This window comes from Magnetospirillum fulvum (genome assembly GCF_900108475.1).
Taxonomy (GTDB): domain Bacteria; phylum Pseudomonadota; class Alphaproteobacteria; order Rhodospirillales; family Magnetospirillaceae; genus Phaeospirillum; species Phaeospirillum fulvum_A.
In genome coordinates this window covers 85,136-111,333 of sequence record NZ_FNWO01000009.1, presented here as the reverse complement: position 1 = coordinate 111,333, position 26,198 = coordinate 85,136, and the positions used below count along the sequence as shown (strand labels likewise).

The following is a 26,198-nucleotide window of genomic DNA, read 5'->3' as shown; positions in this document are numbered from 1 at the left end:
ACCCGGTCGCCGGTCTTGTCCCGTCCCTAACCCGCCAGAACCGTCGCGATCGCGTCGATTGCCGCCTTGGCCTTGTCGCCATCGGGTCCGCCCGCCTGGGCCATGTCGGCACGGCCACCGCCGCCCTTGCCGCCCAGCGCTTCCGAGCCGACGCGAACCAGATCGACGGCGCTGAAGCGGGCGGTCAGGTCATCGGTGACCGCGACCACCAGCGAGGCCTTGCCGTCGGCGGCCGAGGCCAGAGCCACCACGCCCGATCCGATCTGCTTCTTGATCTCGTCGGCCATCCCCTTCAGATCCTTGGCGGGAACGCCGTCCAAGACGCGACCGGCATAGGTGATGCCCCCGATCGAGCTGGTCGCCGCCCCCTGGCTGCCGCCGGTGGCAAGCTGCTTGCGGACATCGGCCAGATCGCGTTCGAGCTTGCGGCGCTCCTCAATCAGGCTGGCAATCCGGGTCGGCAAAGCGGCGGGGGCGACGCGCAGCACATCGGCGGCACGGTGGAGCAGTTCCTCCTGCGCCTGAGCCCAGGCGAGGAAGGCCGGGCCGGTCACCGCCTCGATCCGGCGCACCCCGGCGGCAACGGCGCTTTCGCCCACCAGCTTGAAGCCGCCGATATCGCCGGTACGGCGGACGTGGGTGCCGCCGCACAATTCGACCGAATAGGCCGGGCCGCTATCCGCCCCGCCCATCGCGACGACGCGGACTTCGTCGCCGTATTTCTCGCCGAACAGGGCCATCGCCCCGGCCTTGATCGCCTCGTCCTGGCCCATCAGGGTGGTGGTGACCGGCGCATTGCCGCGAATCTGGCGGTTGACCGTATCTTCGACGGCGCGGATTTCCTCGACCGACAGCGCCTTGTTGTGGGCGAAGTCAAAGCGAAGCCGGTCGGGTCCGACCTGACTGCCCTTCTGGGTAACGTGATCGCCCAAGGCATCGCGCAACGCGGCGTGGAGCAGGTGGGTGGCGGAATGGTGGCCCTTGGTCGCGGCACGACGGTCGCTGTCGATCGCGAAAGCCCCATCGGTCCCAACCGCGACCGGAGCGCCCGCGACAATGCCGAAATGAACGATCAGATCGCCCAGCTTCTTCTGGGTGTCGGTGACGGCAATCGTCGCCTTTGACCCGGCCAGGGTGATGGTGCCGCTATCCCCGGCCTGACCGCCGGATTCGCCATAGAACGGAGTCTGGTTGGCGATCACCGCGACGCTGGCCCCGACCGGCGCGGTCTCGACCGACTGGCCATCGACGACGAGGGCGACGATCTGGCCCTCGGCCTGTTCGGACTCGTAGCCAAGGAATTCGCTGGCGCCCACCTTTTCGCGCAGTTCGAACCACAAGGATTCGGTCGCCGCCTCGCCCGACCCGGCCCACGCCTTGCGGGCTTCGGCGCGCTGACGCTCCATCGCCACCGCGAAGCCGTCGGTATCGACGCCGATCCCCTTCGCCTTCAGCGCGTCCTGGGTCAGATCGAGCGGGAAACCATAGGTGTCATAGAGCTTGAAGGCGACTTCGCCCGCCAGTTCGGTGCTGGCGCCCAGCCGCTGGGTTTCTTCTTCCAGCAGCTTCAACCCCTTGTCGAGGGTGGTCTTGAAGCGGGTTTCCTCCAGCCGCAGCGTCTCGGTCACCAGGGCGTTGGCGCGCACCAGTTCGGGATAGGCCGCGCCCATCTGACGGGTCAGCGCGGGCACCAGCTTCCACAGCATCGGCTCGGTCGCGCCCATCAGGTGGGCATGGCGCATCGCCCGGCGCATGATCCGGCGCAGGACATAGCCGCGCCCTTCGTTCGAGGGCAGCACCCCGTCGGCGATCAGGAAGGCCGACGAGCGGAGATGGTCGGCAACGACCCGGTGCGACACCCGGAACGGACCGTCGGGATCGGTGTTCGACGCATCGGCCGAGGCCTCGATCAGCGAGCGGAGCAGATCGACGTCGTAATTGTCGTGCTTGCCCTGAAGCAAAGCGGCGAGACGTTCCAGCCCCATGCCGGTGTCGATGCTGGGCTTGGGCAGCGCGATGCGGGTCGCCTTATCGACCTGCTCGTACTGCATGAACACCAGATTCCAGATCTCGATAAAGCGGTCGCCGTCCTGGTCGGGGCTGCCGGGCGGGCCACCGGCGATGTGGTCGCCGTGATCGTAGAAGATTTCCGAACAGGGACCGCACGGGCCGGTATCGCCCATCGCCCAGAAATTGTCCGAGGTGGGAATGCGGATGATGCGGGAATCCGGCAGACCGGCGATCTTTTTCCAATGGCCGAACGCTTCGTCGTCATCGTGATAGACGGTGACCAGCAGCCGGTCGGCGGGGATGCCGAATTCCTTGGTGATCAGGGTCCAGGCCAGCTCGATCGCGTGGTCCTTGAAGTAATCGCCGAACGAGAAATTGCCCAGCATCTCGAAGAAAGTGTGGTGCCGGGCGGTATAGCCGACATTGTCGAGATCGTTGTGCTTGCCCCCGGCGCGAACGCATTTCTGCGCGGTGGTGGCGCGGACGTAATCGCGTTTCTCGGCCCCGGTGAAGACGTTCTTGAACTGCACCATCCCCGCATTGGTGAACATCAAGGTGGGGTCGTTGCGCGGGACCAGCGGGCTCGACGGCACGACCGCGTGGCCGTTCTTCTCAAAGAAACCGAGGAAAGTAGAGCGGATGTCGTTGGCGGTCTGCATGGCGGTCCTGAACAAAAGGGGCGGTGGCGAACGGCCGGGCCGGAATAAAGCCGGTCTTTTTACCCCGCGCCCCTCGGCCCTGTCCAGGATTTGGCGTCCCCCAACCGTCCGTGCTATGCTCGCGTCATGCGTGTCTCTCTTGCCCTCCTCCTCTCCGCCCTGCTGACCGCTCCGGTTTGGGCCGCGCCTCCGCCACCCGCCTCGGCTCAGACTCTAGGGGCGTCTGCGGCGCCATCGGCACCGCCACCTCCCCCTGCCGCCGCCCTGCCCGCCCCGGCTCCGCCGCCGCTTCCCCGCTGCGCCGAGGATGGCGAGGGCGCGGCCTGCGTCTGGGGCCGGGCTGAGGGATTCGACGCAGGCTCGGTCCAGCTCCACGGCCTGTCGATCGAACTGGTCGGAATCACCGTGCCGGGGCGCAAGGATCTGTGCGGCAGTCGGGCCAGCCGCGAAGAGTTCGATTGCGCCCGCCCCGCCCGCAAAAAAATGGCCGATCTGGTCCGGGGCGGACTCGCCTGCGATATCGTCGATGTCGCGGGCGGGCAATTATGGGGGCGCTGCCGCACCATCGACGGCGATCTGGGCCGTCTGCTGATCCTGGCCGGGGTTGCCCGCACCGCCAAGGACGGGCCGTATGAGGAACCGCAGCTTCAGGCGATCAATGCCAAACGGGGGCTGTGGGCCAGCGATGTGATCCTGCCCCGCGATTGGGAAGCCGCCCGACGCAAGGCCACCGACAATTGACGATGGCCCCGCGGCGGACGGCGTAAGGTCAGCCCCAGGGGCCGCGCGCCGGAGCGGCGGCGAGCCCCGCCAGCGCCTGCAAACGCTCGATCCGGCTGGCCATTGCCGGATGGGTCGAGAACATTTGGGCCAGCCCCGACCCGGTCAGCGGATTGACGATGAACAGATGGGCGGTGGCGGGATGACCTTCGGCGACCGCATTGGGGACCGCGCCCGCGCTTTGCTCCAGCCGGGCCAGCGCCGAGGCCAGCGCCAGCGGATTGCCGCACATCGCGGCCCCGGCGGCGTCGGCTTCATATTCACGGGTGCGCGAGATCGCCATCTGGACCAGCATCGCCACCAGCGGGGCCAGGATCGCCATCAGAATGGTGCCGACGGTGCCGAGCGCGCCGCCGCCCTCCTCGCTCTCTTCGCGATTACCGCCGAAGAACATCCCGAAATTGGCCAGCATCCCGATCGCCCCGGCCAGGGTGGCGGTAACGGTCATGATCAGGGTGTCGCGATTGCGGACATGGGCGAGTTCGTGGGCCATCACCCCTTCCAGTTCCTCGGGCGACAGCATCGCCAACAGGCCGGTGGTGGCGGCGACCGAGGCGTGTTCGGGGTCGCGTCCGGTGGCAAAGGCGTTGGGCTGGGGCTGGTCGATCACATAGACCGCCGGCATCGGCATCCCGGCGCGGGCGGTCAGACGTTCGACGATGCCGACCAGCAGCGGCGCGGTCGAGCGATCGACCGGCTGGGCCGAATACATCGACAGCACCATCTTGTCGGAATTCCAATAGGCGTACAGGTTCATTCCGGCGGCGGCGAGCAGGGCGATCACCAGACCGGTCTTGCCCCCCAGCATCCAGCCGAGGACAAGGACAAAGGCGGTCAAAGCGGCAAGTAGAAGGGCGGTGCGGGCATAATTCATGATGACGGACCATCGGCTCGTTGCAGGGGCTCGAACAATTTGGGGCAAAATTCGCCGGATGCAAGCCGTGGGTGGCCCAGCACCGTTGGTGCAGCGCAGTGTTGCGGGCGACGGGGCCAGACCTCTATGATTAACGGCTCGACCTTTGGTTTTAGGATGGCTCCGCGATGGTCACCGAGATCTATAGCTGCAAAGACGGTCAGGATCTGCGCGAGGGCCGACTGGATTATTCCACCGACATCGTCGATCGCGAGGGGGCCGATGCCGACGCCCGGCGGCGCTGTCAGGCCGATCCGACCCTGCGCAAGGTGGCCTATTACGCCGTGCGCGAGGATGGCGGCTTTCGGCTGATCCACGCTTATAGCAATCCGAACTGGAAACCGGCGGGAAAGCCACCCCGCCGCGCGTCCCCGCCGCCGCCTTACCCTCGCCCCAAGGCGGCGACGCAATCCCCACCTCCCGGCCTGTTCGCCCGGATCAGACGCGTGTTGGGCCTGTGAGCGCCCCCCGCCTTGAATTGCTGCACGCCCGGCCTGCGACGGCGGTTCCGGGACGGCTGCCGATCCTGTTCGTCCATGGCTCGTATTGCGGGGCCTGGGTGTGGGCGGAAACCTTCCTGCCCTATTTCGCCAGGGCCGGATTCGCCGCCTATGCGGTGTCGCTGCGCGGTCATGGCGACAGCGAGGGCGATCTCGCCTTTGCCTCGTTGTCCGATTATGTCGAGGACGTTCGCGCCGCGATCGCCCATCTGGGCGGCCACTGCATCCTGGTCGGCCATTCGATGGGCGGCATCGTCGCCCAACATTGCTTCGGCGACGGCGATACGGTCGCCGCCCTGGTGCTGATGGCCAGCGTCCCCCCCTCGGGTCTGGCCAATTCGGCGATGACCCTGATGATGACCGCGCCCGATCTGATGATCCAGTTCGGGCTGCTGCAAAGCCTGGGGCCGTCGGCGGTGACCGGCGATGCGATCCGCCGGGCGATCCTGTCCGACGCCACCCCCGAGGCCGAGGTCGCCCGTCTGCTCCCCCAATTCCAGACCGAGTCGCATACGATCAGCCTCGACCTGATGACCCCGCCGCCGCCGCCCCGCCCCGTCACCGCCCGCCCGGTGCTGGTGCTGGGGGGAAGCGCCGATCCGATGATCCCCACCGCCGATCTGCGCGAGGCCGCCGCGTTCTATAAAGCCGACCTCGAGATTCTCGACGGTGCCCCGCACGGGCTGATGCTGGATTCGGCCTGGTGGCAGCCGACCGCCGACCGCATCCTTGCCTGGCTGGCGGCCAAGGGCTTTGGCGGCACGGAAGACGGGATCGGATCGGCCGCCCCGCTTGGCGACTGAGGGCATCGAGCACCCGGCGACTGATGGGCAAGACAAATCTCTGTTCAGCCTTCCATTTTGCGAACGCGATGGCTAATGTGGGGCTGGGTTACTCTGTCTATAAGTTCGCCCAGGTGGCGCAATGGCACTCAGCACGAAACAGGTCAGCGCGGTTTCCGCGTCCGGCGTCGCAGCGGCAACAGCCCGCATCGGCTCCGGCGGTCGGAATGTCGCGTCCACCTCGCGCGAGGATGTCGAACGGCTTGATTACGCCCACCAAACCGGTCTGGGCGAGGAAACCCTGCTGCGCTATCAGCAGGAATCGAGCGTCAGCCCCGATGGCGGCCGTCAGCGCGACTCACGCGAACGCCAGGATACCCCGTTGTGGCGTAGCGAGTTTGGCAAGCTGCTGCTCTCCGAGAGCGCCTTGGACGACGATTCGTCGGAATCGTTCTCGACCCTGTTCCTCGATCAGGTGCTGCGCGGCATCGGCATCTATGAACAGAGCATCCGCATCACCTCGCCGACCACGGTCCGGCCGGGCAGCGTGATGAATTATTTGTTCTAGTCTCCCGCGAAAAAGTCCCTCGCTGTCGCTCGGTGTACTTTTTCCCGTTGGATTAAAAGGAGAAAAATGGGCTAGGGGCGGCCCAGCGCCCATTTTTCGTGTTGTCTGTTTCACCAGCCTTGCGCCGCTTAAGCGCGCAAAACTGGTGAAATCCCGCCTCCGAAGCCGTGGGCGTCGCCCATCGGCCTCGGAGGGAACCAAATCCATCCCCGCGCGGAAAGCTTGATTGAGCACGGGGATTCTTTTTGAACCGGGGAAAAGTACACTGAGGCCAAAGGCCGAAGGACTTTTTCACGACCGACGTTCTAAGCCCCCTCCCGTCAGGGTAACCGGGCCAGCCGACCGACATTGACGCTAAAGCGCGGATCGCCGTCACGCAGATCGGCCCGGTCGAACCAGCCGATCGCGGCGGCGGCGTCCCCGGACACCGCCTCGCCGCCCAGCCAGCGACAACGGACGACGTTGAGGACAAAGTGATAGCGGACCCGCCCGGCCTCGTCGCGGTCGATCACATCGAACACGTCGATCACCGGCCCGGCCTGGGCGTCCAGCCCGGTTTCCTCGCGCAATTCGCGCAGCGCGGCCTCGCCCACCGTCTCGCCCAATTCGATCAACCCGCCGGGAAAGCCCCATTTGCCTCGGTCGGGTTCGTGGGCGCGGAGCACCATCAACAAAGTGTCGCCGCGTTCGAGCAGGGCCAGCACTCCCGGCAAGGGATGGTCGGGATAGGACCGCGACATCAATAGACCTCGGCCCGATACAGGGCGGGATCGGCCAGCACCGGAGCCAGCATGTCGGCCAGCACTGCCGCCCAGGCGGCGGCAGCGCCCGGTTCGGCCAGCAAATCCTGACGGATTTCGAACGACAAATTGGGCAGCCCGGCAGCCCCGGCATGGGTGTCGAGGGTGTAATTGATCTCGCGGCCGGAATAAGGCTGGTTGTCGCCGACGATCAAATCGGGACGCGCCCGCAGCCCGGCCAGGACCGGACGTGCCAGCCGGGGATCGCGGTTCCACAGCACGCCGACATGCCAGGGGCGCGGTTCCTGCCCCAGCAGATGCGGGGTAAAGCTGTGCAGCCCGATCAGCACCGGCGGGGTGCCATGCCGCCACAGATGGCCGATCTGGGTGCCGATGCAGGTATGATAGGGCCAGAACCAGCGCTCGGCGCGGCGGTCGGCTTCGGCCTCATCGACCGCCCGGTTGCCCGGAACCTCGATGCCCCCGGACACAGAAGGAATCGAGGAGGGATCGCCCGGCTGGCGGTTGCAATCAATCACCAGCCGACTGACCCCGCCCAGCACCGCCGGACAGCCAAGACGAGCCGCCAGTTCACAGGCGACCTCGGCCGCGCCGCAATCCCAGGCGATATGGCTGAGCCGGTCGGCGGGACCAAGGCCCAGATCGCCATAGTCTGACGGAATCGCCGCCGAGGCATGGTCGCACACCACCAGAACCCGGGCGTCGGGATGGCCCTCGACCAGACTGAAGGGAGCGGGATCGGCGGAGCCGCGCGGATCGCTCTCGGGAAGAAAAGTCAGCATCCCAGAACTATAGCGCGGCGGCCCCCCCAATTTCGACCCCGTCGCTTCAGCCCGGCAGACGCATGTCGATCACCCGGCGGGCCTTGCCCATCGAGCGTTCGATCGAGTCGGGCAGCAGCACCCGAACCCGGGTGGTGATGCCGATCAGCGCCTTGATCCGGTGTTGCAGGTCGCGGGTGATCGAGTCGTTGAGGCTGGTGTCGGGAGTCTGATCGGCCCGCAACTCGACATTGACCGTCACCTGATCGAGGTGGTTCTCGCGCGAGACCTCGATCTGGTAATGCGGCGACAGGCGGGCATCGCGCAGCACCATTTCCTCGATCTGGGTCGGGAACAGATTGACGCCGCGGATAATCAGCATGTCGTCCGACCGGCCGGTGATCTTTCCCATACGACGGAAGCTGCGCGCGGTGCCGGGCAGCAGCATGGTCAGATCGCGGGTGCGATAGCGGATCACCGGCATCGCTTCCTTGGTCAGGCTGGTAAAGACCAGTTCGCCCATATGGCCGTCGGGCAGCACCTCGCCGGTGGTGGGGTCGATCACCTCGGGATAGAAATGGTCTTCCCACAGATGCGGGCCGTCCTTGGTCTCGATGCATTCGCTGGCGACGCCCGGCCCGATCACTTCGGACAGGCCATAGATGTCGATCGCGTCGATCCCCAGCCGGGCCTCGATCTCGCCGCGCATCGCCCCGGTCCAGGGTTCGGCCCCGAAAATGCCGATCTTCAGCGGGCTGTTCTTGGCCCCGATCCCCATCCGGTCCATCGCGTCGGCCATCGCCAGCATGTAGCTGGGGGTGACCATGATGATCTCGGGCTTGAAATCCATGATCAGCTGGATCTGCTTCTCGGTCTGGCCGCCCGACATCGGGATTACGGTGCAGCCCAGCTTCTCCGCGCCGTAATGCGCGCCCAGCCCACCGGTGAACAGGCCATAGCCATACGAGACATGGCACTTGTCACCGCGGCGACCGCCCGCGGCGCGGATCGAGCGGGCGACCACTTCGGCCCACATGTCGATGTCGTTGCGGGTATAGCCGACCACGGTCGGCTTGCCGGTGGTGCCCGAACTGGCATGGACCCGGACCACCTCGTCCATCGGCACCGCGAACATGCCGAAGGGATAGGTCTGGCGCAGATCGTCCTTCGAGGTGAAGGGGAAGAGGGCCAGATCCTTCAACTCGGTAAAGTCGTCGGGATGAACGCCCTTGACCTGACAGCGCAGCCGGAAATGCTCGACATTGGTGTAAGCGTGGTTCAGCGACCACTTCATCCGCCGGGTCTGGAGGGCGATAATCTCGTCGCGGCTGGCGGTCTCGATCGGGTCGAGAATCTCTGGAGACGGCGGGCTGCGGCGATCAGGACTGGTGGACAAGGACACTTCCTCCCTTGCGGGTATGAGGCCGCTCCCGGATGCGGAGAGCGGACGCGGGCGATGGCCGGGCGGCGGGCGCCGTCTTGGCGGGCATCAGGGATTTCCCTCGAGAATATGGCCGTCGAGGATGCGGCACTGGCCACGGAACAGGGCCACCACGTCGCCGGTCTGGGTGGTGACGGTGACGTCATAGGTTCCGCTCCGCCCCTTGCGAAAGACCTCGCGGCCTTCGGCGGTCAGGCGGTCGCCCAGATGGGCAGCGGCGGGATAGGAGATGGTGCAATGCTGGCCGACAGCGATACGGCCATGGGAATTGCAGGCATAGGCGAAGGCGTCGTCGGCCAGCTTGTAGGTGAAGCCGCCATGGCAGATTCCGACGCCGTTCAACATCGCTTCGGTGACGGTCATCGACAGGCGGGCGTAACCGGGGCCGATCGCATCGAGCGAGACACCCAGAAAGCGCGAGGAATTGTCGCGCTCACGGATCGCCGCGCCCACACGGTCGGCCAGGGCCTGAGCCTTGGCGTGGTCGGTCATCGTTCCCCCCTGGTCCCGCGTCCACCTTCCGAAGGGAATTGTGATACCGGCTTGACGGCCCGGACGCAAGCCGGTCTGGGGCTATTGTTGCTGGACGATGACGCCGTACCAGCCCAAACCGGCATAGGTCTCGTAACCGGGGGTTCGGGCATAGGCGACAAGGTTGCTGTCGAGGTCGCTGTAATAACCAATCGTCCCCGACGCGGTCCGCAGCGGAAAGATTTCGGTCAGCACGCCGCGCTGGTCCGAGGCGGCAATCACCCGGTGGCGGGAATCCAGCAGCAGGCAGCGGCTGCGCGCCTTGTCCTCGGGGGCGAGGCGGACACCATCGACGACGGCCTGGGCCTGGCTCTGCCAATCGAAGAAAATCCCCAACGCGCCGATCGGGCGGGCGTTGACCTCGCCGCCCTCGCGGATCGCGGTGGCATAGGTCGCCACCATCGAGTGGCTAAGACCGTTGGCCCGCTCGATATCGACGACGGCGAAATCCGACCCGCTGGCCGTCGCCATCGCCTCGCGGAACCAGGACTGGCCCGAAACGTCGGTGCCGACCGCGCCCGGATAGCGGCCGGGGCGACCGTTGGCGATCACCTTGCCATTGGCATCGGCCACCCACAAATCGAGATAGACCGTGTAGGAATCGAGGATCACCCCCAAGCGGCGGCTGGCTTCGGCGCACAGATCGTGGGAGCGGGGATCGGCGGCGCAATCGACCACAGCGGCATCGGTCGCCCACCAACGAACGTCGCACGAGCGCTCATAAAGGTTGCGGTCGATGATCTCGACGGTGTTGTGGGCGAGGTCGGACAGGCGTTCGCCCTGAACCTCACGGATGCGGGCGGCCATTTCGGCTCCGAACTGGGACAGGTGGTCGAGCCGACCGCGCAGATCGGTTTGCAACGATCCGGTCAGCAGGGAAATCTCGTTCGAAATCGACTTGACCTCGTCGGCGACGACGGCGAACCCGCGTCCCAGGGTGCCGACCCGGTTGGCTTCGATGGTGGCATTCAGCGCCAGCATTCGGGATCGCCGGGTGATGCCGTTGATCCGGCGGATTTTATCATCGGCCGCCTGAGCAACGCCCCCCGTGATTTCCAGCAATTGATCGATCATCCGGTTCCCCCATCTTGCAATGCCCGGCACACCATGAAACGTAATGTAGCCCGTCGTGATAACGTAAGTCGCTTCAGCAATATATATGCCGAAGGCTAGCCCCTGGTTTTCCGCCATTTTCCGATCGACAGCCCGATTGCTGTGCATCGGATTGCGGCGCACCGGCCTATTTCATAGGCAATTTTAAGCCGTTGCGAAAGGGCTGTGCGACAACGGGGACGAGGGTTGTTTCCCTTGCAACCCTTCCGGCCCAAAGGTAGGGTCGAAAGACGATCTTTCGGCACGGGGGATGGGTGACGATTTCGGTGGGCACAGGGTGGAGGGACAAAGTCCGCGTGGCGCTGACCGCAGCTCCGGTCAAGTCGGTGATTGCCCTGTTGACGCCGATCGGACTGAGCGAGGATTTACGCCGTCGCCGCGCCCGATTGATTCTGGGACGGGTCCGTCTCGTCGCCACCGTCTTCGCCGTGCTGACCCTGCTGTGGATTCCGCTCGATCTCGCGATCTTCAAGACGACGATGGCGCTTTATCTCGCCGCGTTGCGCGTGCTGGCCAGCGTCGCCTTCGTCATGCTCGCTTTGTCGTTCCGCCGCACCGACAGTTCCCATGCCGCCACCCTGTCCCTGGTGTGGCTGTTGGCGATCCCCACCCTGTTCTTTCTGATAAGCCACCCGCTGCTGGCCCAATTCCCCCTGCTCAGTCCCGAGCAGCAGGTGGTCGCCGCCGGTTATGCCTTCCTGCCGTTCGTGATGGTCGCCGGTCTGGCGATGTTCCCGATTTCGGCGTTGGAAGGGGCGCTGCTCGGCCTCGCCCCGCTGCTGGCCTACCTGCTGACCGGATTGATGAGTTCCCAATTGCTGCCGTTTGCCTCGCATCTGGGGGCGCAATGGCTGCTGCTGCTGTTGACGGTGGTGGCGACCCTGGCCGGGATGAGCCAATTGAGCTTTCTCGCCCGTCTGGTCGATGAAGGCGCGTTCGATCCCGTCACCGCAACCTACAGCCGCCGGATCGGCGAAATCCTGCTGGCGCAAAGCTTCATCACCGCCCAGCGGGTCGAAGCGCCGCTGGCCGTGGCCCTGGTCCGAATCGAGGATCTGGCCGCGCTGGCCGAACAATACGGCCCCGACGAAGGCGATGGCGCGGTCGGCACCGTCGCTTTGGCGCTCAGGCAGGTGCTGCGGCGCGGCGACCTGCTGATCCGCTGGGACGATTCGGTCTTTCTGGCGATGATGCCCAATTCCGGCGGCCCCGGCGCATCCGGCGCAATGGAGCGGATGTGCGCGGCCGGACTGGGTCCGCGCCCGGATGGACGGCCGCTGATGGTCACCGTCGGCACCGCCGAACGGCGGGCCGATCAGGCGGATAGCTGGGAGGATCTGGTGGCCCGCGCCAACGGGCGACGGGCCGGGGACGGACAGGCCGTCCCCGCCGCGTGCTGAGCCCTGGGGTCAGGCTTCGCCCAAAGCGGCGAGATAGAGGGCGAGAATCTGTTCCTCCTCCTCGCGCTCCTGACGGTCCTTCTTGCGCAGCGAAATGATCTTACGCAGAACCTTGACGTCGAAGCCCTGCGACTTGGCTTGGCCATAGACGTCCTTAATGTCGTCGGACAGCCCCTTCTTCTCATCCTCCAACCGTTCGATCCGGTCGACGAACTGGCGAAGGGCGTCGGCGGCAATACCGCCGATTTCGTTGTTGCTGGTGTCTTCGCTCATGAAGCGCGGTCCTAGAGATGAAAGCAAGTTGCCGACCATAGCCAAGGCTTGGCCCCGGTTCAAGCCGGTCGCGGAGCGCCTGGACTCCCGCTCCCGGCAAATCCTGCCGGGTCATTCCTGCCGCGCCCTCCCCTGCCCCAGCCGAACCTGGCGGAAAGTCTGGGGTTCGGAGCTGGCATGGCGTTTGCTGCACTCTCTTGGAGAAAAACCGCCGACCCGGCAAGGAGTTCCCCGGCATGACCTTCGACATCGCCCCCGACTGGCTGGAGCTTGCGATCGGCGGCTATTTCGCGTCCAGCCCGCAAAGCCAGCGGGACTCGGTTCGGTCAACCCCGGCTCCCTCCTGTCCGGATCGCGATTCCCTGGCCGCGCTGGTGCGCGAATTGTGCGCCGAGGGAACGCTTTCGCCCGACCAGATGACGATGATGTTCGATTCCGCCGAACTGGCCGATGTCGCCACGATGAGCGGTGAAACCAAAACGACCGCCCTGGCCTAACCCCGGGCTTTAAGAGGCTTTCGGAGCCAATCCGGTCTCGCGGCGATTAACCCGGATCATCGACAGAGCCAAGCCACCCACCGCCCACACCACCGAAATCGCCAGCGCCAGCAGGTAATGCGAGTCCGTCAGCAAGGCGGCCGGTTCGGCATAGAACGGCGCGCGAATGATTTCGAGCGCGTGGCTGACCGGATTGACCAGCATCACCGCCTTCATCGCCATCGGCACGTTATCGAGCGGGAACAGCGCGCCCGACAGCATCCACAGCGGCATCAGGAACACCATCATCACGGCATGGAAGGCGGCGGTCGAACGCATCCCCCACGCCAGCAAAAAGCCCAGCGTCGAGAAGCCGACCCCCGCCAGCACGAAGCCGCCCACCACCATCGCCAGACTGCCCAGTCCCAGCGTCAGCCCCAGCAGCGGGGCGGCGGCGAGAAAGATCATCGTCTGGATCAGCGCGATCGAGGTGGCTCCGATCACCTTGCCCAGCACGATCGCCAGCCGAGACACCGGCGCGACCAGAACGCCCTGAAGGAATCCGGCATCGCGGTCCTCGATGATCGTGATCGTCGAGAACACCGCCGAAAACAGCATCAGCATCAGCATGACGCCGGGATAGAAATATTCGAGATAGGTGACGTTCTCCATCCCCGGAATGCGAAACGATCCGGCGAAGCCAAAGCCGAGGAACAGCCAGAACAGCAGCGGTTGGGCGATGGTTCCGATCACCCGTTGCGGCTGACGGAAAAAGCGCACCATCTCGCGACGGGCCAGAGACAGGGAAACGCGGGCGAGCGAGCTCATGCTGGGATCCTCTTATTCCTGGCCGGAGGCGGCGCCGGTGACGCGGACGAACACGTCGTCGAGACCGGGCTGCTTGATCGAGATCGAGCGGATATCGGGGCGATAACGCTGGAGGATTTTCTCCAGCAAGGGCAGGCTGTCGCCATTCTCGGTCTCGGCCAGCCGGACCTCGTCGCCGACCACCGAGGCGGTCAACCCCAATTCGGCTTCCAGCCGCCCGGCCAGCACCTTGGCCTCGCGCGACTGGATCACCACCATCTCGGTACCGATCATCGCCCGCAGCGCCTGCGGCGTGTCGTAGGCCATCAGCTTGCCTTCGCGCATGATCGCGACGCGGTCGACATCCTCGGCCTCGGAAAAGACGTGGCTGGTCATCAGGACGGTCATGCCGCGCTCGCGCTGCAACCGCTGCAACGCTTCGAGGAAGTTGCGCCGCGACACCGGATCAAGGCCGGTGGTCGGCTCGTCGAGCAGCAGGATACGGGGATCGGTCATCAGCACCTTGGCCAACTCGACCTGACGGGCCAGACCGCCCGACAGAGTCTCGACCCGATTGTCGAGCCGCCCGCCCAGATCGGTCCAGGCCAGCGCCCGGTCGCGACGGGCACGGTAATCGGCGGCGGGAATGTCGTACAGATCGGCCTGGATCGCCAGATTCTCGGCCACGGTCAATTGCTTGTCGATCGCCGGGCTCTGGAACACCACCCCCATCACCTCGCGCACCCGCGCCGGTTCGGTCAACAGGTCGAAGCCGGCGATGCTGACCTGCCCGGCGCTGGGCCGGGCAAGTCCGCACAGAATCCGGAACAGGGTCGATTTTCCGCTTCCGTTCGGTCCCGACAGGATCGCGAACTCACCCTCGCCGACCTCCAGCGACAGATCCGAAACCGCGACGTGCGGAGCAACCTTGCGGCTGCCGGGATAGATATGCGTCAGGTTCCTGATACGGATCATCGGTCGATCGGCTCCCTTCCCGATGGAAAGGGCGCACTCTTCCACAGGGCAGGGAATCGGTAAAGCCCGCAATCGCCCGGGGTGCGACAGCGTGCTTACCAGGCCCCCTCCAGAATGGCCCGGCTGACCTCCAAGGTGATGGCGCGGCGTTCGCCCAGCTTGGTCATCCCGTGCGCCTTGAGCTGGGCCAGGATCGCCTCGATCTCGCCCCGTTCGATGCCGTAATCCGACAGCCGGGTCTTGATCCCCAATCCTTCGAAGAAGGCGCGGGTGGCGGCGATCGCCGCCTCGATCCGGTGATCCTCGTCGCCCTCGGTCAGGTGCCAGACCCGCTCGGCATAGCGCAGCAGCTTCTCACGCTTGGCCTCGCGCTGGACCGAGAGCAGCGACGGCAGCACGATCGACAAAGTGCGGGCATGGTCGATGCCGAACCGCGCCGTCAGTTCGTGGCCGATCATGTGGGTGGCCCAATCCTGCGGCACCCCGGCTCCGATCAGCCCGTTCAGCGCCAGCGTCGCCGTCCACATCAGGTTGGCGCGGGTGTCGAGATCGTCGGGCACGGCCAACGCCTGGGGCGCGATTTCGATCAGGGTCTGCAACAAACCCTCGGCGAAGCGGTCCTGGACCCGGCCATCGACCGGATAGGTCAGATATTGCTCGACGATATGAACGAAGGAATCGGCGATCCCGTTGGCGACCTGACGCGGCGGCAGCGTCACCGTCTTGGCCGGGTCGAGGATCGAGAAGCGGGGGAACACCAGCGGCGACGAGAACACCAGCTTGTCCCCGCTCTCGCGCCGCGAGATCACCGCGCCGTCGTTCATCTCGGAGCCGGTGGCGGGCAAGGTCAGCACGGTCCCGAACGGCAGCGCCGCCGACACCTTGGCCCCGCGCGACAGCATGATCTCCCACGGATCGCCGACATAAGGCACGGCGGCGGCGACGAACTTGGTCCCGTCGATCACCGACCCGCCACCGACCGCCAGCAGGAAATCGAGGCCGTCGCGGCGGATCAACTCGACCGCCCGGATCAGGGTCTCATAGCTCGGATTGGGCTCGATGCCACCGAATTCCTCGACATGACGCCCGGCCAGCGCGGCCCGCACCTCGGCCAACGTCCCGGTCTTCTCGGCACTGGCCCCGCCAAAGTGAACCAGGACGCGCGCCTCGGCCGGAACCAGCGTGGACAAGTGGGGAACCGTTCCCGGACCGAAGACGATGCGGGTCGGATTGTAGAACTGGAACGTCTGCATGGGGTCTCTCTTCTGTTTCGGACCGGCGCTCGAACGCCGTCGATCCGGTTTAGATCGGGTCGAGACCGCAGAGCCGCAACCCCAACTCCCGTCTTGGCCTCACGGCATCAGCCGCGACGGGATCACGCGGCGAAGCAGAGCCCCGCCGCGACGACGAAATCCCGGACTGTGCAGGCAGATCCCTCCGGCCAGTCCCACAGCGCTGCCCAGAATGGTGTCGAGCAGGCGCGCCTCGATCAGGGTGGAGGGCATCCCCGGCCCGAACCCTCCCGCTTCGACCAGGAAGATCGTCAGCGGCGTGATGAACACCACCGCCATCCCGTAATTGCGCACCACCAATGTTTCGATGACAAAGGCCAGCGCCGTCATCATCACGCAGATCGACCATTTGTCCAATGGCAGCGTCAGCAATCCCCACGCCACCAGAATCCCGAACCCGGTCCCGACGATGCGGTGAAGCTGGCGGTCCCACACGGCGCGAACCGAGATGCCCTGGATCACCGCAAGGCAACTGACCGGAACCCAATAGGGGCTGGGCATCGCCAGCGCCTGGCCCAGCGCCAGCGAAACGCCGACGAAGGCACCGATCACCACCGGATCGAACACGACGAAATCAAAGCTGGCGGGCTCGACCGGGGGAACCGGCCGCGGGGTCCGCAACAGCGACATGTGCAGGCTGTAGACCAGGGCGATCAGCCCGGCGAGCAGACAGCCCATGATCAGCAGGCCAACCCGCATCGGCACCTCGAGAATATCGACGGGGGAATAGGCTCCGATCGACGCCGCCATGATGAAGAACAGGCTGCCCGGCGGTCCCAGCCGATAATAGCGGCAGATCATCGTCACCGAGATCGCGATGAAGATCAGCACCGGGGTCATCAGCGGCGGAACGAACTGGCTGAGAATCCCAAGCGCGTAGCAGGCGGCCATCCCGAACGAGCAGGCCATCAGCGACACCATGCGGTGATGCAACGGGGTGTCGGGCAGATAGAGAAAGACCAGTCCGCCCAGCGAGGAAACCAGACCATAGTTCAAGTGATCGAACGAGGCTCCAACCGCGATGGGTAGCCCCGAGGCGAGCGCCGCCGCAAACGGCATCTGCCAGGGGCGATCGCTGGGGTGAATGTGGGCCAAACCGGCCAGTTCCCGCCGGGCGAACGTAAGCACGGCCGTCCATAGGGTGGAAAGACTCTTCAAGTGATCGCTCCAGACTCTTGTCGCCTCCGGCTCTCCCGTAGCGCGACGTCTCCTCCCGCCGCGACGATTAAGCACGAGAGATGCCTCAAGGTCACGCAGAGAGCAAAGCGACCCTGCCTGCGAAAGCGGCATTTCCCACCGCCACCAGCCGCCGCCACGAATCCCCCCTGTTCCCCCCGGATCGCCCACAGACCTATCCACAGAATCCGGGGATAAGTCGATTGGGGAGACACGTCACACCGGCCGGGTTATCGGGACAGTCCTTGTACCGCAGCAAAAAGCGACATTCCTGTCGCAGACGCTGATTGAGTTCGCCAGCGACGGGTTCCGTGGACCACCGCCTGATCCCGACAACGGGCGTCGCCCGGAAAGCCGCCGTCCAGCAGAGTCTGTGAATTGCTTACGGGGTTGGCCGGATACCTTTTAAACGCATGTCTTATGCCCCTCGTCGCAAATGTATAACAATTAACCTATTCACTCTCGGGGCGAGAAAATTATAAACGTAGAGAGCCGATTGATAGCTCTTGCGTGTGGTTGCGCACCCGAACCGTGCATGATGGATCCGGCAGCCGGGCTTTCGTGATTCTGGAGCACGGGGTTTCGAGACAACACACTGAAAATGTTTAGATATTTCTAATTTCAATATGAATAACCGGCAGCGGGACCGGGCACGAAAACGATCTCGACTGAGCGCCGCAATAGCGACGTCCCAAGGGGGGTATGGTGACCGAGATTTCAAATGATGATCGAAACCTGATTTTGGTCCGGTCCCGGTTATTTTGTCATGCGGCAATGGCGATGCAATTTAGAAGCTCGTCCATGCGCACACATAATGTCATTCATTCGTCTGCATTGAGTCGCGATCCGACTGCTTTACATAAAGAAAACCATATCGTGACGGCACTATTTATTCACGGCTTGATTGAATACATAGATATGCGTTGTTGTCGAATCGTAAAATTTCCATCCACTGATGTAGACATCATCGCCATTAATGGCAACCGCGTAGGGGAGTCCAAGCCCGACGACGATCGTGCCCTTGTAGGTGAGGGTTGCGAGATCAAACACCTGAATGCGCAAATTCCCCAACTCGGTTACCAGCAGATTGCCGTTCGCCGCATCGACGGCGACATCCTCGACCTCCTCGCTAAAGTGGGTGTTGTCTCTCCCCGGCTGCCCGGTCGTGCCGATGGTAGCGAGATAGGCGAGAGTATCGCCATCGAAGACCTGCACCCTGGAATTGTAGAGATCGACGATGAAGTACCGTCCGGAGGCCTCGTCGATCGCCACCCCGTGGGGGTAGGCGAAATGGTGGTTGTCGCGGCCGGACTGATCCGCCACGCCGATGGTGCCAAGGTGAGCGAGCGTGCGGGTGTCGAAGATTTGAACGCGGTTGTTGCCGGTATCGGAGACAACCATCCTGCCACGACGGCAATCAATGGCCAGTTGCCCGACACCGCTGAAATGCGAGTCATCGGCACCGCGCTGATCGACGTTTCCCAGCGACGCGACCTGCCTCAACGTCTCGGCGTCGAGGATCGCGATTCGGCTGTGGCCGCTATCTGCAACCCATATGCGCCGATTCGCCGGGTCCAGGGCGATACCGGTGGGAAAATCGAACTTCACACCTCCGGCATCATCGAATGCCCTGAGACGCTGTCCACTATCGATGTCGAAGATCTCCAGACGCTCATGGTTGACAGTGATCAGACGCCGCCGCTCCGCATCCACGGCAATAGCCGCGACGGCTCTGTTGCCGGTCGAAATGCTGCGGACGTAGCGGTAAGGGGCGGTTGCATGCGTGCCGCGGACAAAGGCGATCGCATGCTGCTCAATCCCGTTCCAGTCGGCTTTCCACACCAGAATCGCGGTCGCCAGAAGCAAAAATCCAAGGAAGAGGATGAAGCCGAGTTTCCGTCTTGCGCTCATGAAGGCCTCTCGCCTCGATGTTCAAGCTCTTTAAATAATAAATAGCATGACACCAGATGTAAATGCAGATGATGTGACAATATCGATGCAAACACTAGGGTGAATAATCATGACAACGCCAACTTATGCCAACGGGAACCCGATCTACAACGCATCAGGAAATCTTTTGAAGCCGGATGGTAGCGTTGTCATTGACGTTAACACAAGGCAACCACTGAAGATGCCTCCTGGTTTCGACCTACAGGCCGAAATAGATTATGCAATTGTCCACAAATATATTGGGAAAGATGCGGAATTTGCCGCCCATTTCGTGTGGGGTGGGTCTGGTGATTTGCAGAGGCCCAACGGCGCACTTGGCGGATTCAACGGTGAATACACTGCCGCAGCAGCCTATCTGTACGGGCTGGTCGGCTCCCTCGCAGGGTATGCCGACAGAACCCTGTATCTTGCTGGCGGCGGGTTGAACGGGATTTTTGGGCCGGAAAGCAACCAGGGCAGTGCAAACACATTCTTCCTAAAAGTGGAGCGCTACAATTCAATCACGCAAGGGTACAGTGACGCCCAAGCCTACAAAAATAGCACTTCAAGCCTTGTCCCGATGCTAAAAAACTACGGTAATAAAGTCTCAAACGATCTATCGAATACGCCTGCGGTGATGGAATACCTCGGTGAAAAGGCGCTTCAGACGATTAAAGGCCTCACCGATACGTTGTCTGGTGCGATCTCGTCGATTGGCGAATGGTTCTCATCCGACAATACTCCGGTAGATAATAGTCTTCTTAACATCGCGACGAACACATATCTGGATACATTGCAGACGAGTAATTGGAACCAGGATGCCCTGGCTTCTGGCGTGTTGCAGGGGCTGATCAGTGGTGGGCCGGGGCTGACGACCGAGGTGCAAGTCGGTGGATGGCTTCTGGACGGCCTCAACATCGATACCGCCGATAATACCGGTGTTGCGGCGGCGACGCAGATCATCGCCGACGACTACCGGCCGGGAAACACGAATCTGACGACGGCGTGGGATGCGGGGTTGGAGACGGGATGGCGCTATTTTTCCTCGGCGGAGATCGAGGAGACGGCCTCTGCGCTGGCCTACGGATCGGTCCTTAATACCAGCAATTATTGGGGACAGACGGTCACCTACACCGATCCCCTGGTCCTGGACCTCGACGGCAACGGGGTGACGCTGACCGACTATTCCTCCGCGCCGGTGCTGTTCGACATCGACAATGACGGTGGCTCGAAAGAGATCTGTGGCTGGGTAAGCCCCACCGATGGCATCGTCGTCCACGACACCAACGGCAATGGCGTGATCGACACCATTGCGGAAACTCTTTCGGAATATTATGCCGGGACTGCGGGCACCGGCGGCAACAACGGCCAGCGCCGTTTCGCCGATGGCTTCGCCGCCCTGGCCAGCTTAGACACCAACGCTGACGGTGTGTTCAACGCCAGCGACACCGCGTGGTCGCAGCTTCGCGTCTGGGTGGATTCCAACCATGACGGCCTGTCCTTCACCGACGCCAACGGCAATGGTGCCCGCGACACCGGCGAGGCGAGCGAGCTCAAGACCTTCGCCGAACTGGGCATCACCGCCATCAACCTGTCGGCCGACCGCACCAGTGGGCGCGTCCGGGGCGGCAACGAGATCCTCGCCGCTGGCAGCTATACCCGCCTCGTCGGCGGGGTTGCCACTGCGGCGGAGGTGTTGGCGGCGCGTTTCCTCGCCAACCCCAACGGCAGCACAGCCGCGACGTCGGGGGCTGGCACGACCGTCACCACCGAGACGACGGACGGGGCGATCACGGCCTACGTCGCCAGCAACGGCGGCGAAGTGATCAATGTTGCCGCCAAGGGAGTGAAGAACGCCACGGGCGGTGACGGCGACGATACGCTGATCGGCGATGCGCGTAACAACTGGCTGGCTGGCGGCATTGGCCGCGACTCCTTTAATGCAGGGGGCGGCAACGACGTTCTGTTGGTGGATGCCGCCGACGACCTGGAACATTCCGACGCCGGTGACGGGCTCGATGTGGTGCAGGTGATCGGCGATGCTGGCGTCATCTTGAACCTGTCGCAGATGCATGCCGAGGTCGCCCAGGGCGGCGACGGTGACGATGCCATCATCGGCGGCGGTTCCAGCAACGTGTTCGTGGCAGGCGGTGCCGGTGATGATCTGATCATCGGCGGGGCTGCCGACGATGCCCTGTCGGGTGAGGATGGCGACGATACTGTCGATGGACTTGGGGGTGACGATCTGATCCGTGGCCATCGCGGCAACGACTTCCTTTTCGGCAGCGAGGGCGACGACATCATCGATGGTGGCGAGGGTGACGACCAGATCTCCGGCGACAGCGGCAACGACGTGCTGACCGGCGGGGCCGGCGACGATGTCATCGACGGTGGCGTCGGTATCGACCTTGCCAAGTTCTCCGGCAGCTATGCCGATTATCGTATCGTCCGCACCGACCAGGGTGTGCTGGTTTCCGACACGAGCGGGACCGACGGCAGCGACCTTCTGACCGGTGTCGAGAAGCTTGGGTTTAGCGACATCAGCTGCGTCGATCTCAACCTGGAAAACCCGATGGCGGCCAAGGACGTGGTCGATATCGCGTCGCGGACCGGTTCGGCGATGACGGTGGATGGCGTGTATTACGCCAACGCCGTCCTGATCACTGCCGCCGATCTGTTGAAGAACGACATCGACTGGCAGAACGATGCCCTGCATATCGGGGCCATTACCGGCGTCCGGGGCGGTACCGCCCGACTGACCCAATCCGGTGACGTGCTGTTCATCCCGGATACGGCCTTCAAAGGGATCATGAACTTCAAATACACGGTGGTGGATGCCAAGGGTAACGCCGGAGCGCTGGTCGGCGTCGCCGGAACCGGTCAGCAGGCGGTTTTGAGCGCCACCGTTAGCTTGAGGACGTCCGACATGCCCATGGACGACCTGCTGCCGGATGAATGGTACATCACCGATGCCAACGTGCTGCCGGTGTGGCAGGACTACACCGGCAAGGGCGTGCGCATCGCTCAGGTCGAACCGGGAATGCCTTATGCGGTCGGGGCCGAACTGTTCGACTATCGCCACGCCGACTTGCAGGCCAATGTCGATCGTGCCTGGTTAGCCGCCGGAGGCGGTGATGCCTCTGGCAGTTCCGTCAGCACCCACGCCACTCTGGTGGCCGGGGTGATGGTGGCCGCCGCCAACGGCGAGGGAGCCGTCGGCGTGGCCTATGACGCCACCCTGGCTGGCTACTGGCTCCCCAACACACCGGTGGTGGCGGCGGATTGGGCCGCGCTGGGCGTCTATAAGGAGTACGATGTCGTCAACAATTCCTGGGGGGCAAGCCTCGATTTCAGCCTGTCCTCCCAGCCGGTCGGCACGGTGCCGCAGCAGTTCCTCGATGCGGTGGGTTACGGGCGCGGCGGGCTGGGCACCATCTTGGTGTTTGCTGGCGGCAACCAGCGCCAGGAGGGCAGCAACGCCAATTATTCCGTTGCCTCCAACTCGCGCGTGTCGATCACGGTCGGTGCCATCAACGCGCCCGGAGACCTCGGCTCGCTGGTGATCGGGCAGGAGCCGTTCTCCAATCCCGGCGCCTCGATCCTGGTGTCGGCGGCCGGTTCCAACGTCGAATCGACCAGCCATCTGGTCAAGAACGACAACGGTTCGGTGTTCGGCTCCGACTACACCGCCGCCCAGGGCACCAGCTTCGCCACCCCGATCGTCTCGGGCATTGTCGCCCTGATGCTGGAGGCCAACCCCAATCTTGGCTGGCGCGATGTGCAGGAGATTCTGGCGCTGTGCGCCCGCAAGGTCAATGATCCCAACGGCACCGACTGGACGACCAACGGTGCCAGGTACTGGAACGGCGGCGGCATGCACGTGTCGCACGATTACGGCTTTGGCAATGTCGATGCCCTGGCGGCGGTTCGCTTGGCCGAGACCTGGAACGACGTGCGCACCTCCTACAACGAGACGGTGCTGACGGCGTCCTCCGCCACCGCGGCGGCCATTCCCGACGGCTCGGGCATGGTGGCTCGCAGCCTCCAGATCAGCGGTTCGGAGATTGTCGAAACCGCCGAGGTGATCGTCACCCTCGACCATGCTCGGTGGGGTGACCTGATCATCAAGCTGATCTCACCGTCCGGAACCGAATCGATCCTGATGGACCGGGCCGGTAAAAATCCCGGCAGCGGTGCCAGTGACCTCGGCAACCTCAGCAGCGGCACCCTGTCCTGGAGCTTCACCACCACCCATTGCCGCGGCGAAGCGGCCGCCGGAACGTGGACGGTGCAGGTGATTGATGCGGTTACCGGTGCGGTCGGCTCGGTACAAAGCGTCGAGGTTCGCCTGTGGGGTCGCGAGGGCAGCGGGAACGATACCTACGTCTACACCAACGAATTCGGAACCTTCGCATCCGGCGAGCGCACGCTTCTCGCGGATACCAACGGGGGCAAGGATATCCTTAACGCTGCGGCGGTGAGCGGCAACAGCGTGCTCGATCTCACGTCCGGCGCCACCTGCCTGATCGCTGGCAAGACCTTCACCACCGACGGCAACATCGAGTTCGCCTTCGGCGGCGACGGCAACGACACCCTGCGCGGCAATGTCGGCTCCAACCGCCTTCAGGGCGGGCGCGGCAGTGATAGCCTGAACGGCGGCGACGCGCTCGACCTGCTCGACGGTGGCCAGGGCAACGATACGCTGACCGGCGGTGCCGGGACGGACCTGTTCCTTATCCGCAAGGAAGCCGGTTCTGTGGACACCATCACCGATTTCAGCGCGGCGGAAGGCGGCGAGAAGATCGTGATCGTCGGCTTCGACAATCTTACCGACCTGACGCAAATCACCAGGACTCAGGAGGGGGCGAACACGCGCATCGGTCTGCCCGATGGGCAAAGCGTTCTTCTGCTTAACACCACGGCGACGGCGATCACCGAGCAGAGTTTCGTCTTTATCTCCGATGCCACGATGCTGGAGGATTACCTCGGCTACGCGAAGAACATGCACATCATCGGGACTTCCGGCGTCGAATCGATGTATCTGCCGACGGCGTATGGCGATCTCGCTGCCTTTGCCATGGGGGGGAACGACACCTTCCTGTCGCAGACGGTCAACGACATGCTCGACGGCGGCGATGGAAATGACGCGTTGGGCGGGGATTACGGTTCAGTGGCTGGCGACGATTGGCTGGAAGGCGGCGCAGGCAACGACACTCTCGACGGCAATGGCGGCAACGATGTTCTCCAGGGCGGCAGCGGCACCGACCAATTGTGGGGCAAGGACGGCAACGACATCGCCTATGGCGGGTCGGGCAACGACGTCCTGCTGGGCGAGAACGGCAGCGATGTCCTGGTGGGCGGCAGCGGCGCCGACTATCTCGACGGCGGTGCCGGCAGCGATCTGGTCACCGTGGATGGCGACATCGGCACGATCAGCGGCGGCGTCGCCAGCTATTACGGCACCCGGGTCGGCGGCGCCGATGCCGACGTCTTCCGGGTGCTACCCTCGGCGGTGGGCGCGACGGGCCTGTCGATCAGTTCGAACACCATTTCAGCCAGCAATCTGATCGCCGACTTCAATCCCAATGCTGGCGGCGACCGCATCGACTTGACGGCGCTGAATTGGATCAAGAGCTTCGCCGACATTTCGATTTCCACCCTGACCATCGGTACCGTCACCGTGGCTCGCGTACAGGCCTATGACGGGAGCCATTCCCTGGCCCTGCACCTCTACGGGGTCACCGCCAGCCAGCTGACTGCCGAGCACTTCCTTATTGCCACCATTCCCGGCGGCGTCTACGGCGGTTCCGCCAATGACACCCTGGCCGGAGACGCCGGGGGCAACTGGATCGACGGTGGCGCCGGTGCCGACATCATGGAAGGGCGTACCGGCGACGACACCTACATCATCGACAATGTGGGCGATGTCGTGAAGGAGCTGCCCGGCGGCGGCTTCGACACCGTCACGTCGTCGGTGAGCTTCACGCTCGCCGACAATGTCGAGCAGCTGAAACTGACCGGATCGGCATCGATCTCCGGCACCGGCAACGACGCCGACAATCGTTTGGTGGGCAATGCCGGAGCCAACCGGTTGAACGGCTTGGCGGGTGCCGACACGATGATCGGTGGAGCTGGCAACGACACGTATGGGGTCGATAATACCGGCGACGAGATTGTCGAGGTCGCCGGAGAGGGAACCGATACGGTCGAAGCCACCGTCTCCTATACGCTCTCGGACAATGTTGAAAATCTGACGCTGACCGGCACCGAAGCGATCAATGGCACTGGCAACACGGCGGGCAATGTCTTGACCGGCAATGCCGGAGATAATCGGCTTGATGGTGCGGCTGGCGCCGACACCCTGATCGGCGGTGCCGGGAGCGATACTTATATCATCGACAATGCTGGCGACGTGGTGCAGGAACTTACCAACGAGGGCTGGGACAGCATTATCTCCCAGATCAACTACACGCTACCCGGCAATGTCGAGGAACTGACCCTGGCCACCGGGGTGACCCTTGGAACCGGCAATGCGCTCGACAACATCCTCCATGGAAATGTTGCCGACAACATCCTGTCGGGCCTTGGCGGCAACGACATCCTGCAAGGCGGTACTGGCAACGACACGCTGATCGGCGGGTCGGGTTCGGATACCTACGTGTTCGACCGTGGTGACGGCCAGGACACGATCGTCAATGGCACCGGCACGGGTGGGGCATCGGGCCAGTTGGAGTTCGGGGCCGGTATCGCGGATGACCAGCTTTGGTTTGCCCAGTCCGGCAACGACCTCATCATCAAGGTCATGGGCACCACCAGCCAGACGACGGTGAGCAACTGGTTCGCGAGTGCGGATCATCAACTGGCCGAAATCACCACGGCGGACGGCTTTGAACTCGACAGCGGCCTGACGCAACTGATCCAGGCGATGGCGACCTACTCGGCCAACAATGCTGGTTTCGATCCGACGGCGGCGGCCAACACCTCCATCACCGACACCACCGTTCTCGCCGCGGTCAATTCCTCCTGGCACAGAGCGGCGGCCTGAGGAGGA

General features: G+C 64.0%; 20 protein-coding genes. 7 read left to right on the top strand and 13 right to left on the bottom strand.

Features of this window, described 5'->3' with window-relative positions; all coding sequences use genetic code 11:
* Positions 1-26 precede the first annotated feature (26 nt).
* Positions 27-2,669, bottom strand: coding sequence for an alanine--tRNA ligase (gene alaS / locus BLW40_RS11545; RefSeq protein ID WP_074768693.1), 2,643 nt, complete (start codon positions 2,667-2,669; stop codon positions 27-29).
* A gap of 126 nt (positions 2,670-2,795) precedes the next feature.
* Between alaS and BLW40_RS11540 the strand changes: the two genes are divergently transcribed.
* Positions 2,796-3,410 (top strand): nuclease, encoded by a 615-nt coding sequence (locus BLW40_RS11540; RefSeq protein ID WP_074768691.1) that lies wholly within the window; start codon positions 2,796-2,798, stop codon positions 3,408-3,410.
* A gap of 28 nt (positions 3,411-3,438) precedes the next feature.
* Here the strand turns inward: BLW40_RS11540 and htpX are convergent, their stop codons facing one another.
* Positions 3,439-4,323: a zinc metalloprotease HtpX gene (gene htpX / locus BLW40_RS11535; RefSeq protein WP_074768689.1), complete on the bottom strand. Its 885-nt coding sequence runs from the start codon at positions 4,321-4,323 to the stop codon at positions 3,439-3,441.
* Between the two features lie 167 nt (positions 4,324-4,490).
* Between htpX and BLW40_RS11530 the strand changes: the two genes are divergently transcribed.
* The 3 genes from BLW40_RS11530 (at position 4,491) to BLW40_RS11520 (ending at position 6,212) form a co-directional block, all read left to right on the top strand.
* Complete coding sequence (locus BLW40_RS11530; protein WP_074768687.1) at positions 4,491-4,823, top strand: hypothetical protein; 333 nt, start codon at positions 4,491-4,493, stop codon at positions 4,821-4,823.
* A complete protein-coding gene (locus tag BLW40_RS11525; protein WP_074768685.1) occupies positions 4,820-5,665 on the top strand; it encodes an alpha/beta hydrolase in 846 nt (281 codons plus the stop codon). The genes BLW40_RS11530 and BLW40_RS11525 overlap by 4 nt, the downstream gene beginning before the upstream one ends.
* Before the next feature lie 121 nt (positions 5,666-5,786).
* Positions 5,787-6,212: a hypothetical protein gene (locus tag BLW40_RS11520; protein ID WP_074768683.1), complete on the top strand. Its 426-nt coding sequence runs from the start codon at positions 5,787-5,789 to the stop codon at positions 6,210-6,212.
* 320 nt (positions 6,213-6,532) lie between these two features.
* Here BLW40_RS11520 and BLW40_RS11515 read toward each other — a convergent pair whose 3' ends face one another.
* From BLW40_RS11515 to BLW40_RS11495, 5 genes are all read right to left on the bottom strand, one after another.
* Positions 6,533-6,952 (bottom strand): NUDIX hydrolase, encoded by a 420-nt coding sequence (locus BLW40_RS11515; RefSeq protein WP_074768681.1) that lies wholly within the window; start codon positions 6,950-6,952, stop codon positions 6,533-6,535.
* Positions 6,952-7,755 carry an N-formylglutamate amidohydrolase gene (locus BLW40_RS11510; RefSeq protein ID WP_074768679.1) on the bottom strand — a complete coding sequence of 268 codons (804 nt, stop codon included), beginning with the start codon at positions 7,753-7,755 and terminating at the stop codon, positions 6,952-6,954. Before BLW40_RS11510 ends, BLW40_RS11515 begins: the two co-directional genes overlap by 1 nt.
* Before the next feature lie 46 nt (positions 7,756-7,801).
* Entirely contained in the window at positions 7,802-9,130 is a 1,329-nt protein-coding gene (paaK, locus tag BLW40_RS11505; RefSeq protein ID WP_074768801.1) for a phenylacetate--CoA ligase PaaK, read from the bottom strand.
* Positions 9,131-9,223: 93 nt separating this feature from the next.
* The gene (paaI, locus tag BLW40_RS11500; RefSeq protein ID WP_074768677.1) at positions 9,224-9,667 is read right to left on the bottom strand and encodes a hydroxyphenylacetyl-CoA thioesterase PaaI; all 444 of its coding nucleotides are present in this window, start codon (positions 9,665-9,667) and stop codon (positions 9,224-9,226) included.
* 81 nt (positions 9,668-9,748) lie between these two features.
* Entirely contained in the window at positions 9,749-10,801 is a 1,053-nt protein-coding gene (locus tag BLW40_RS11495; protein ID WP_425283717.1) for a cache domain-containing protein, read from the bottom strand.
* A 314-nt stretch (positions 10,802-11,115) separates the two neighbouring features.
* On the opposite strand from BLW40_RS11495, the gene BLW40_RS11490 reads away from it, so the two are divergent.
* Complete coding sequence (locus tag BLW40_RS11490) at positions 11,116-12,219, top strand: GGDEF domain-containing protein (RefSeq protein ID WP_244511159.1); 1,104 nt, start codon at positions 11,116-11,118, stop codon at positions 12,217-12,219.
* A 9-nt stretch (positions 12,220-12,228) separates the two neighbouring features.
* Here BLW40_RS11490 and BLW40_RS11485 read toward each other — a convergent pair whose 3' ends face one another.
* A complete protein-coding gene (locus tag BLW40_RS11485) occupies positions 12,229-12,492 on the bottom strand; it encodes a DUF2312 domain-containing protein (protein ID WP_074768671.1) in 264 nt (87 codons plus the stop codon).
* 236 nt (positions 12,493-12,728) lie between these two features.
* Between BLW40_RS11485 and BLW40_RS11480 the strand changes: the two genes are divergently transcribed.
* Positions 12,729-12,989, top strand: a complete 261-nt coding sequence (locus BLW40_RS11480; protein WP_139305578.1) for a hypothetical protein — start codon at positions 12,729-12,731, stop codon at positions 12,987-12,989.
* Between the two features lie 9 nt (positions 12,990-12,998).
* On the opposite strand, the gene BLW40_RS11475 is transcribed toward BLW40_RS11480, so the two are convergent.
* The 5 genes from BLW40_RS11475 to BLW40_RS11455 form a co-directional block, all read right to left on the bottom strand.
* Entirely contained in the window at positions 12,999-13,796 is a 798-nt protein-coding gene (locus tag BLW40_RS11475) for an ABC transporter permease (RefSeq protein WP_074768667.1), read from the bottom strand.
* Positions 13,797-13,808: 12 nt separating this feature from the next.
* Complete coding sequence (locus BLW40_RS11470) at positions 13,809-14,750, bottom strand: ABC transporter ATP-binding protein (RefSeq protein WP_074768665.1); 942 nt, start codon at positions 14,748-14,750, stop codon at positions 13,809-13,811.
* A 95-nt stretch (positions 14,751-14,845) separates the two neighbouring features.
* Positions 14,846-16,003 (bottom strand): iron-containing alcohol dehydrogenase, encoded by a 1,158-nt coding sequence (locus BLW40_RS11465; protein WP_074768663.1) that lies wholly within the window; start codon positions 16,001-16,003, stop codon positions 14,846-14,848.
* 99 nt (positions 16,004-16,102) lie between these two features.
* A complete protein-coding gene (locus BLW40_RS11460) occupies positions 16,103-17,170 on the bottom strand; it encodes an FUSC family protein (RefSeq protein WP_244511157.1) in 1,068 nt (355 codons plus the stop codon).
* A gap of 933 nt (positions 17,171-18,103) precedes the next feature.
* Entirely contained in the window at positions 18,104-19,129 is a 1,026-nt protein-coding gene (locus tag BLW40_RS11455) for an NHL repeat-containing protein (protein WP_074768659.1), read from the bottom strand.
* Positions 19,130-19,238: 109 nt separating this feature from the next.
* Here BLW40_RS11455 and BLW40_RS18070 point away from each other — a divergent pair, with 109 nt between their 5' ends.
* The gene (locus BLW40_RS18070; protein ID WP_083386757.1) at positions 19,239-26,192 is read left to right on the top strand and encodes a S8 family serine peptidase; all 6,954 of its coding nucleotides are present in this window, start codon (positions 19,239-19,241) and stop codon (positions 26,190-26,192) included.
* Positions 26,193-26,198 lie beyond the last annotated feature (6 nt).

Coding starts and splice junctions, on each gene's coding strand:
- alaS (WP_074768693.1), bottom strand. CDS start 2,669: ATGCAGACCGCCAACGACATCCGCTCTACTTTCCTCGGTTTCTTTGAG.
- BLW40_RS11540 (WP_074768691.1), top strand. CDS start 2,796: ATGCGTGTCTCTCTTGCCCTCCTCCTCTCCGCCCTGCTGACCGCTCCG.
- htpX (WP_074768689.1), bottom strand. CDS start 4,323: ATGAATTATGCCCGCACCGCCCTTCTACTTGCCGCTTTGACCGCCTTT.
- BLW40_RS11530 (WP_074768687.1), top strand. CDS start 4,491: ATGGTCACCGAGATCTATAGCTGCAAAGACGGTCAGGATCTGCGCGAG.
- BLW40_RS11520 (WP_074768683.1), top strand. CDS start 5,787: ATGGCACTCAGCACGAAACAGGTCAGCGCGGTTTCCGCGTCCGGCGTC.
- BLW40_RS11515 (WP_074768681.1), bottom strand. CDS start 6,952: ATGTCGCGGTCCTATCCCGACCATCCCTTGCCGGGAGTGCTGGCCCTG.
- BLW40_RS11510 (WP_074768679.1), bottom strand. CDS start 7,755: ATGCTGACTTTTCTTCCCGAGAGCGATCCGCGCGGCTCCGCCGATCCC.
- paaI (WP_074768677.1), bottom strand. CDS start 9,667: ATGACCGACCACGCCAAGGCTCAGGCCCTGGCCGACCGTGTGGGCGCG.
- BLW40_RS11485 (WP_074768671.1), bottom strand. CDS start 12,492: ATGAGCGAAGACACCAGCAACAACGAAATCGGCGGTATTGCCGCCGAC.
- BLW40_RS11480 (WP_139305578.1), top strand. CDS start 12,729: ATGACCTTCGACATCGCCCCCGACTGGCTGGAGCTTGCGATCGGCGGC.
- BLW40_RS11475 (WP_074768667.1), bottom strand. CDS start 13,796: ATGAGCTCGCTCGCCCGCGTTTCCCTGTCTCTGGCCCGTCGCGAGATG.
- BLW40_RS11470 (WP_074768665.1), bottom strand. CDS start 14,750: ATGATCCGTATCAGGAACCTGACGCATATCTATCCCGGCAGCCGCAAG.
- BLW40_RS11465 (WP_074768663.1), bottom strand. CDS start 16,003: ATGCAGACGTTCCAGTTCTACAATCCGACCCGCATCGTCTTCGGTCCG.
- BLW40_RS11455 (WP_074768659.1), bottom strand. CDS start 19,129: ATGAGCGCAAGACGGAAACTCGGCTTCATCCTCTTCCTTGGATTTTTG.
- BLW40_RS18070 (WP_083386757.1), top strand. CDS start 19,239: ATGACAACGCCAACTTATGCCAACGGGAACCCGATCTACAACGCATCA.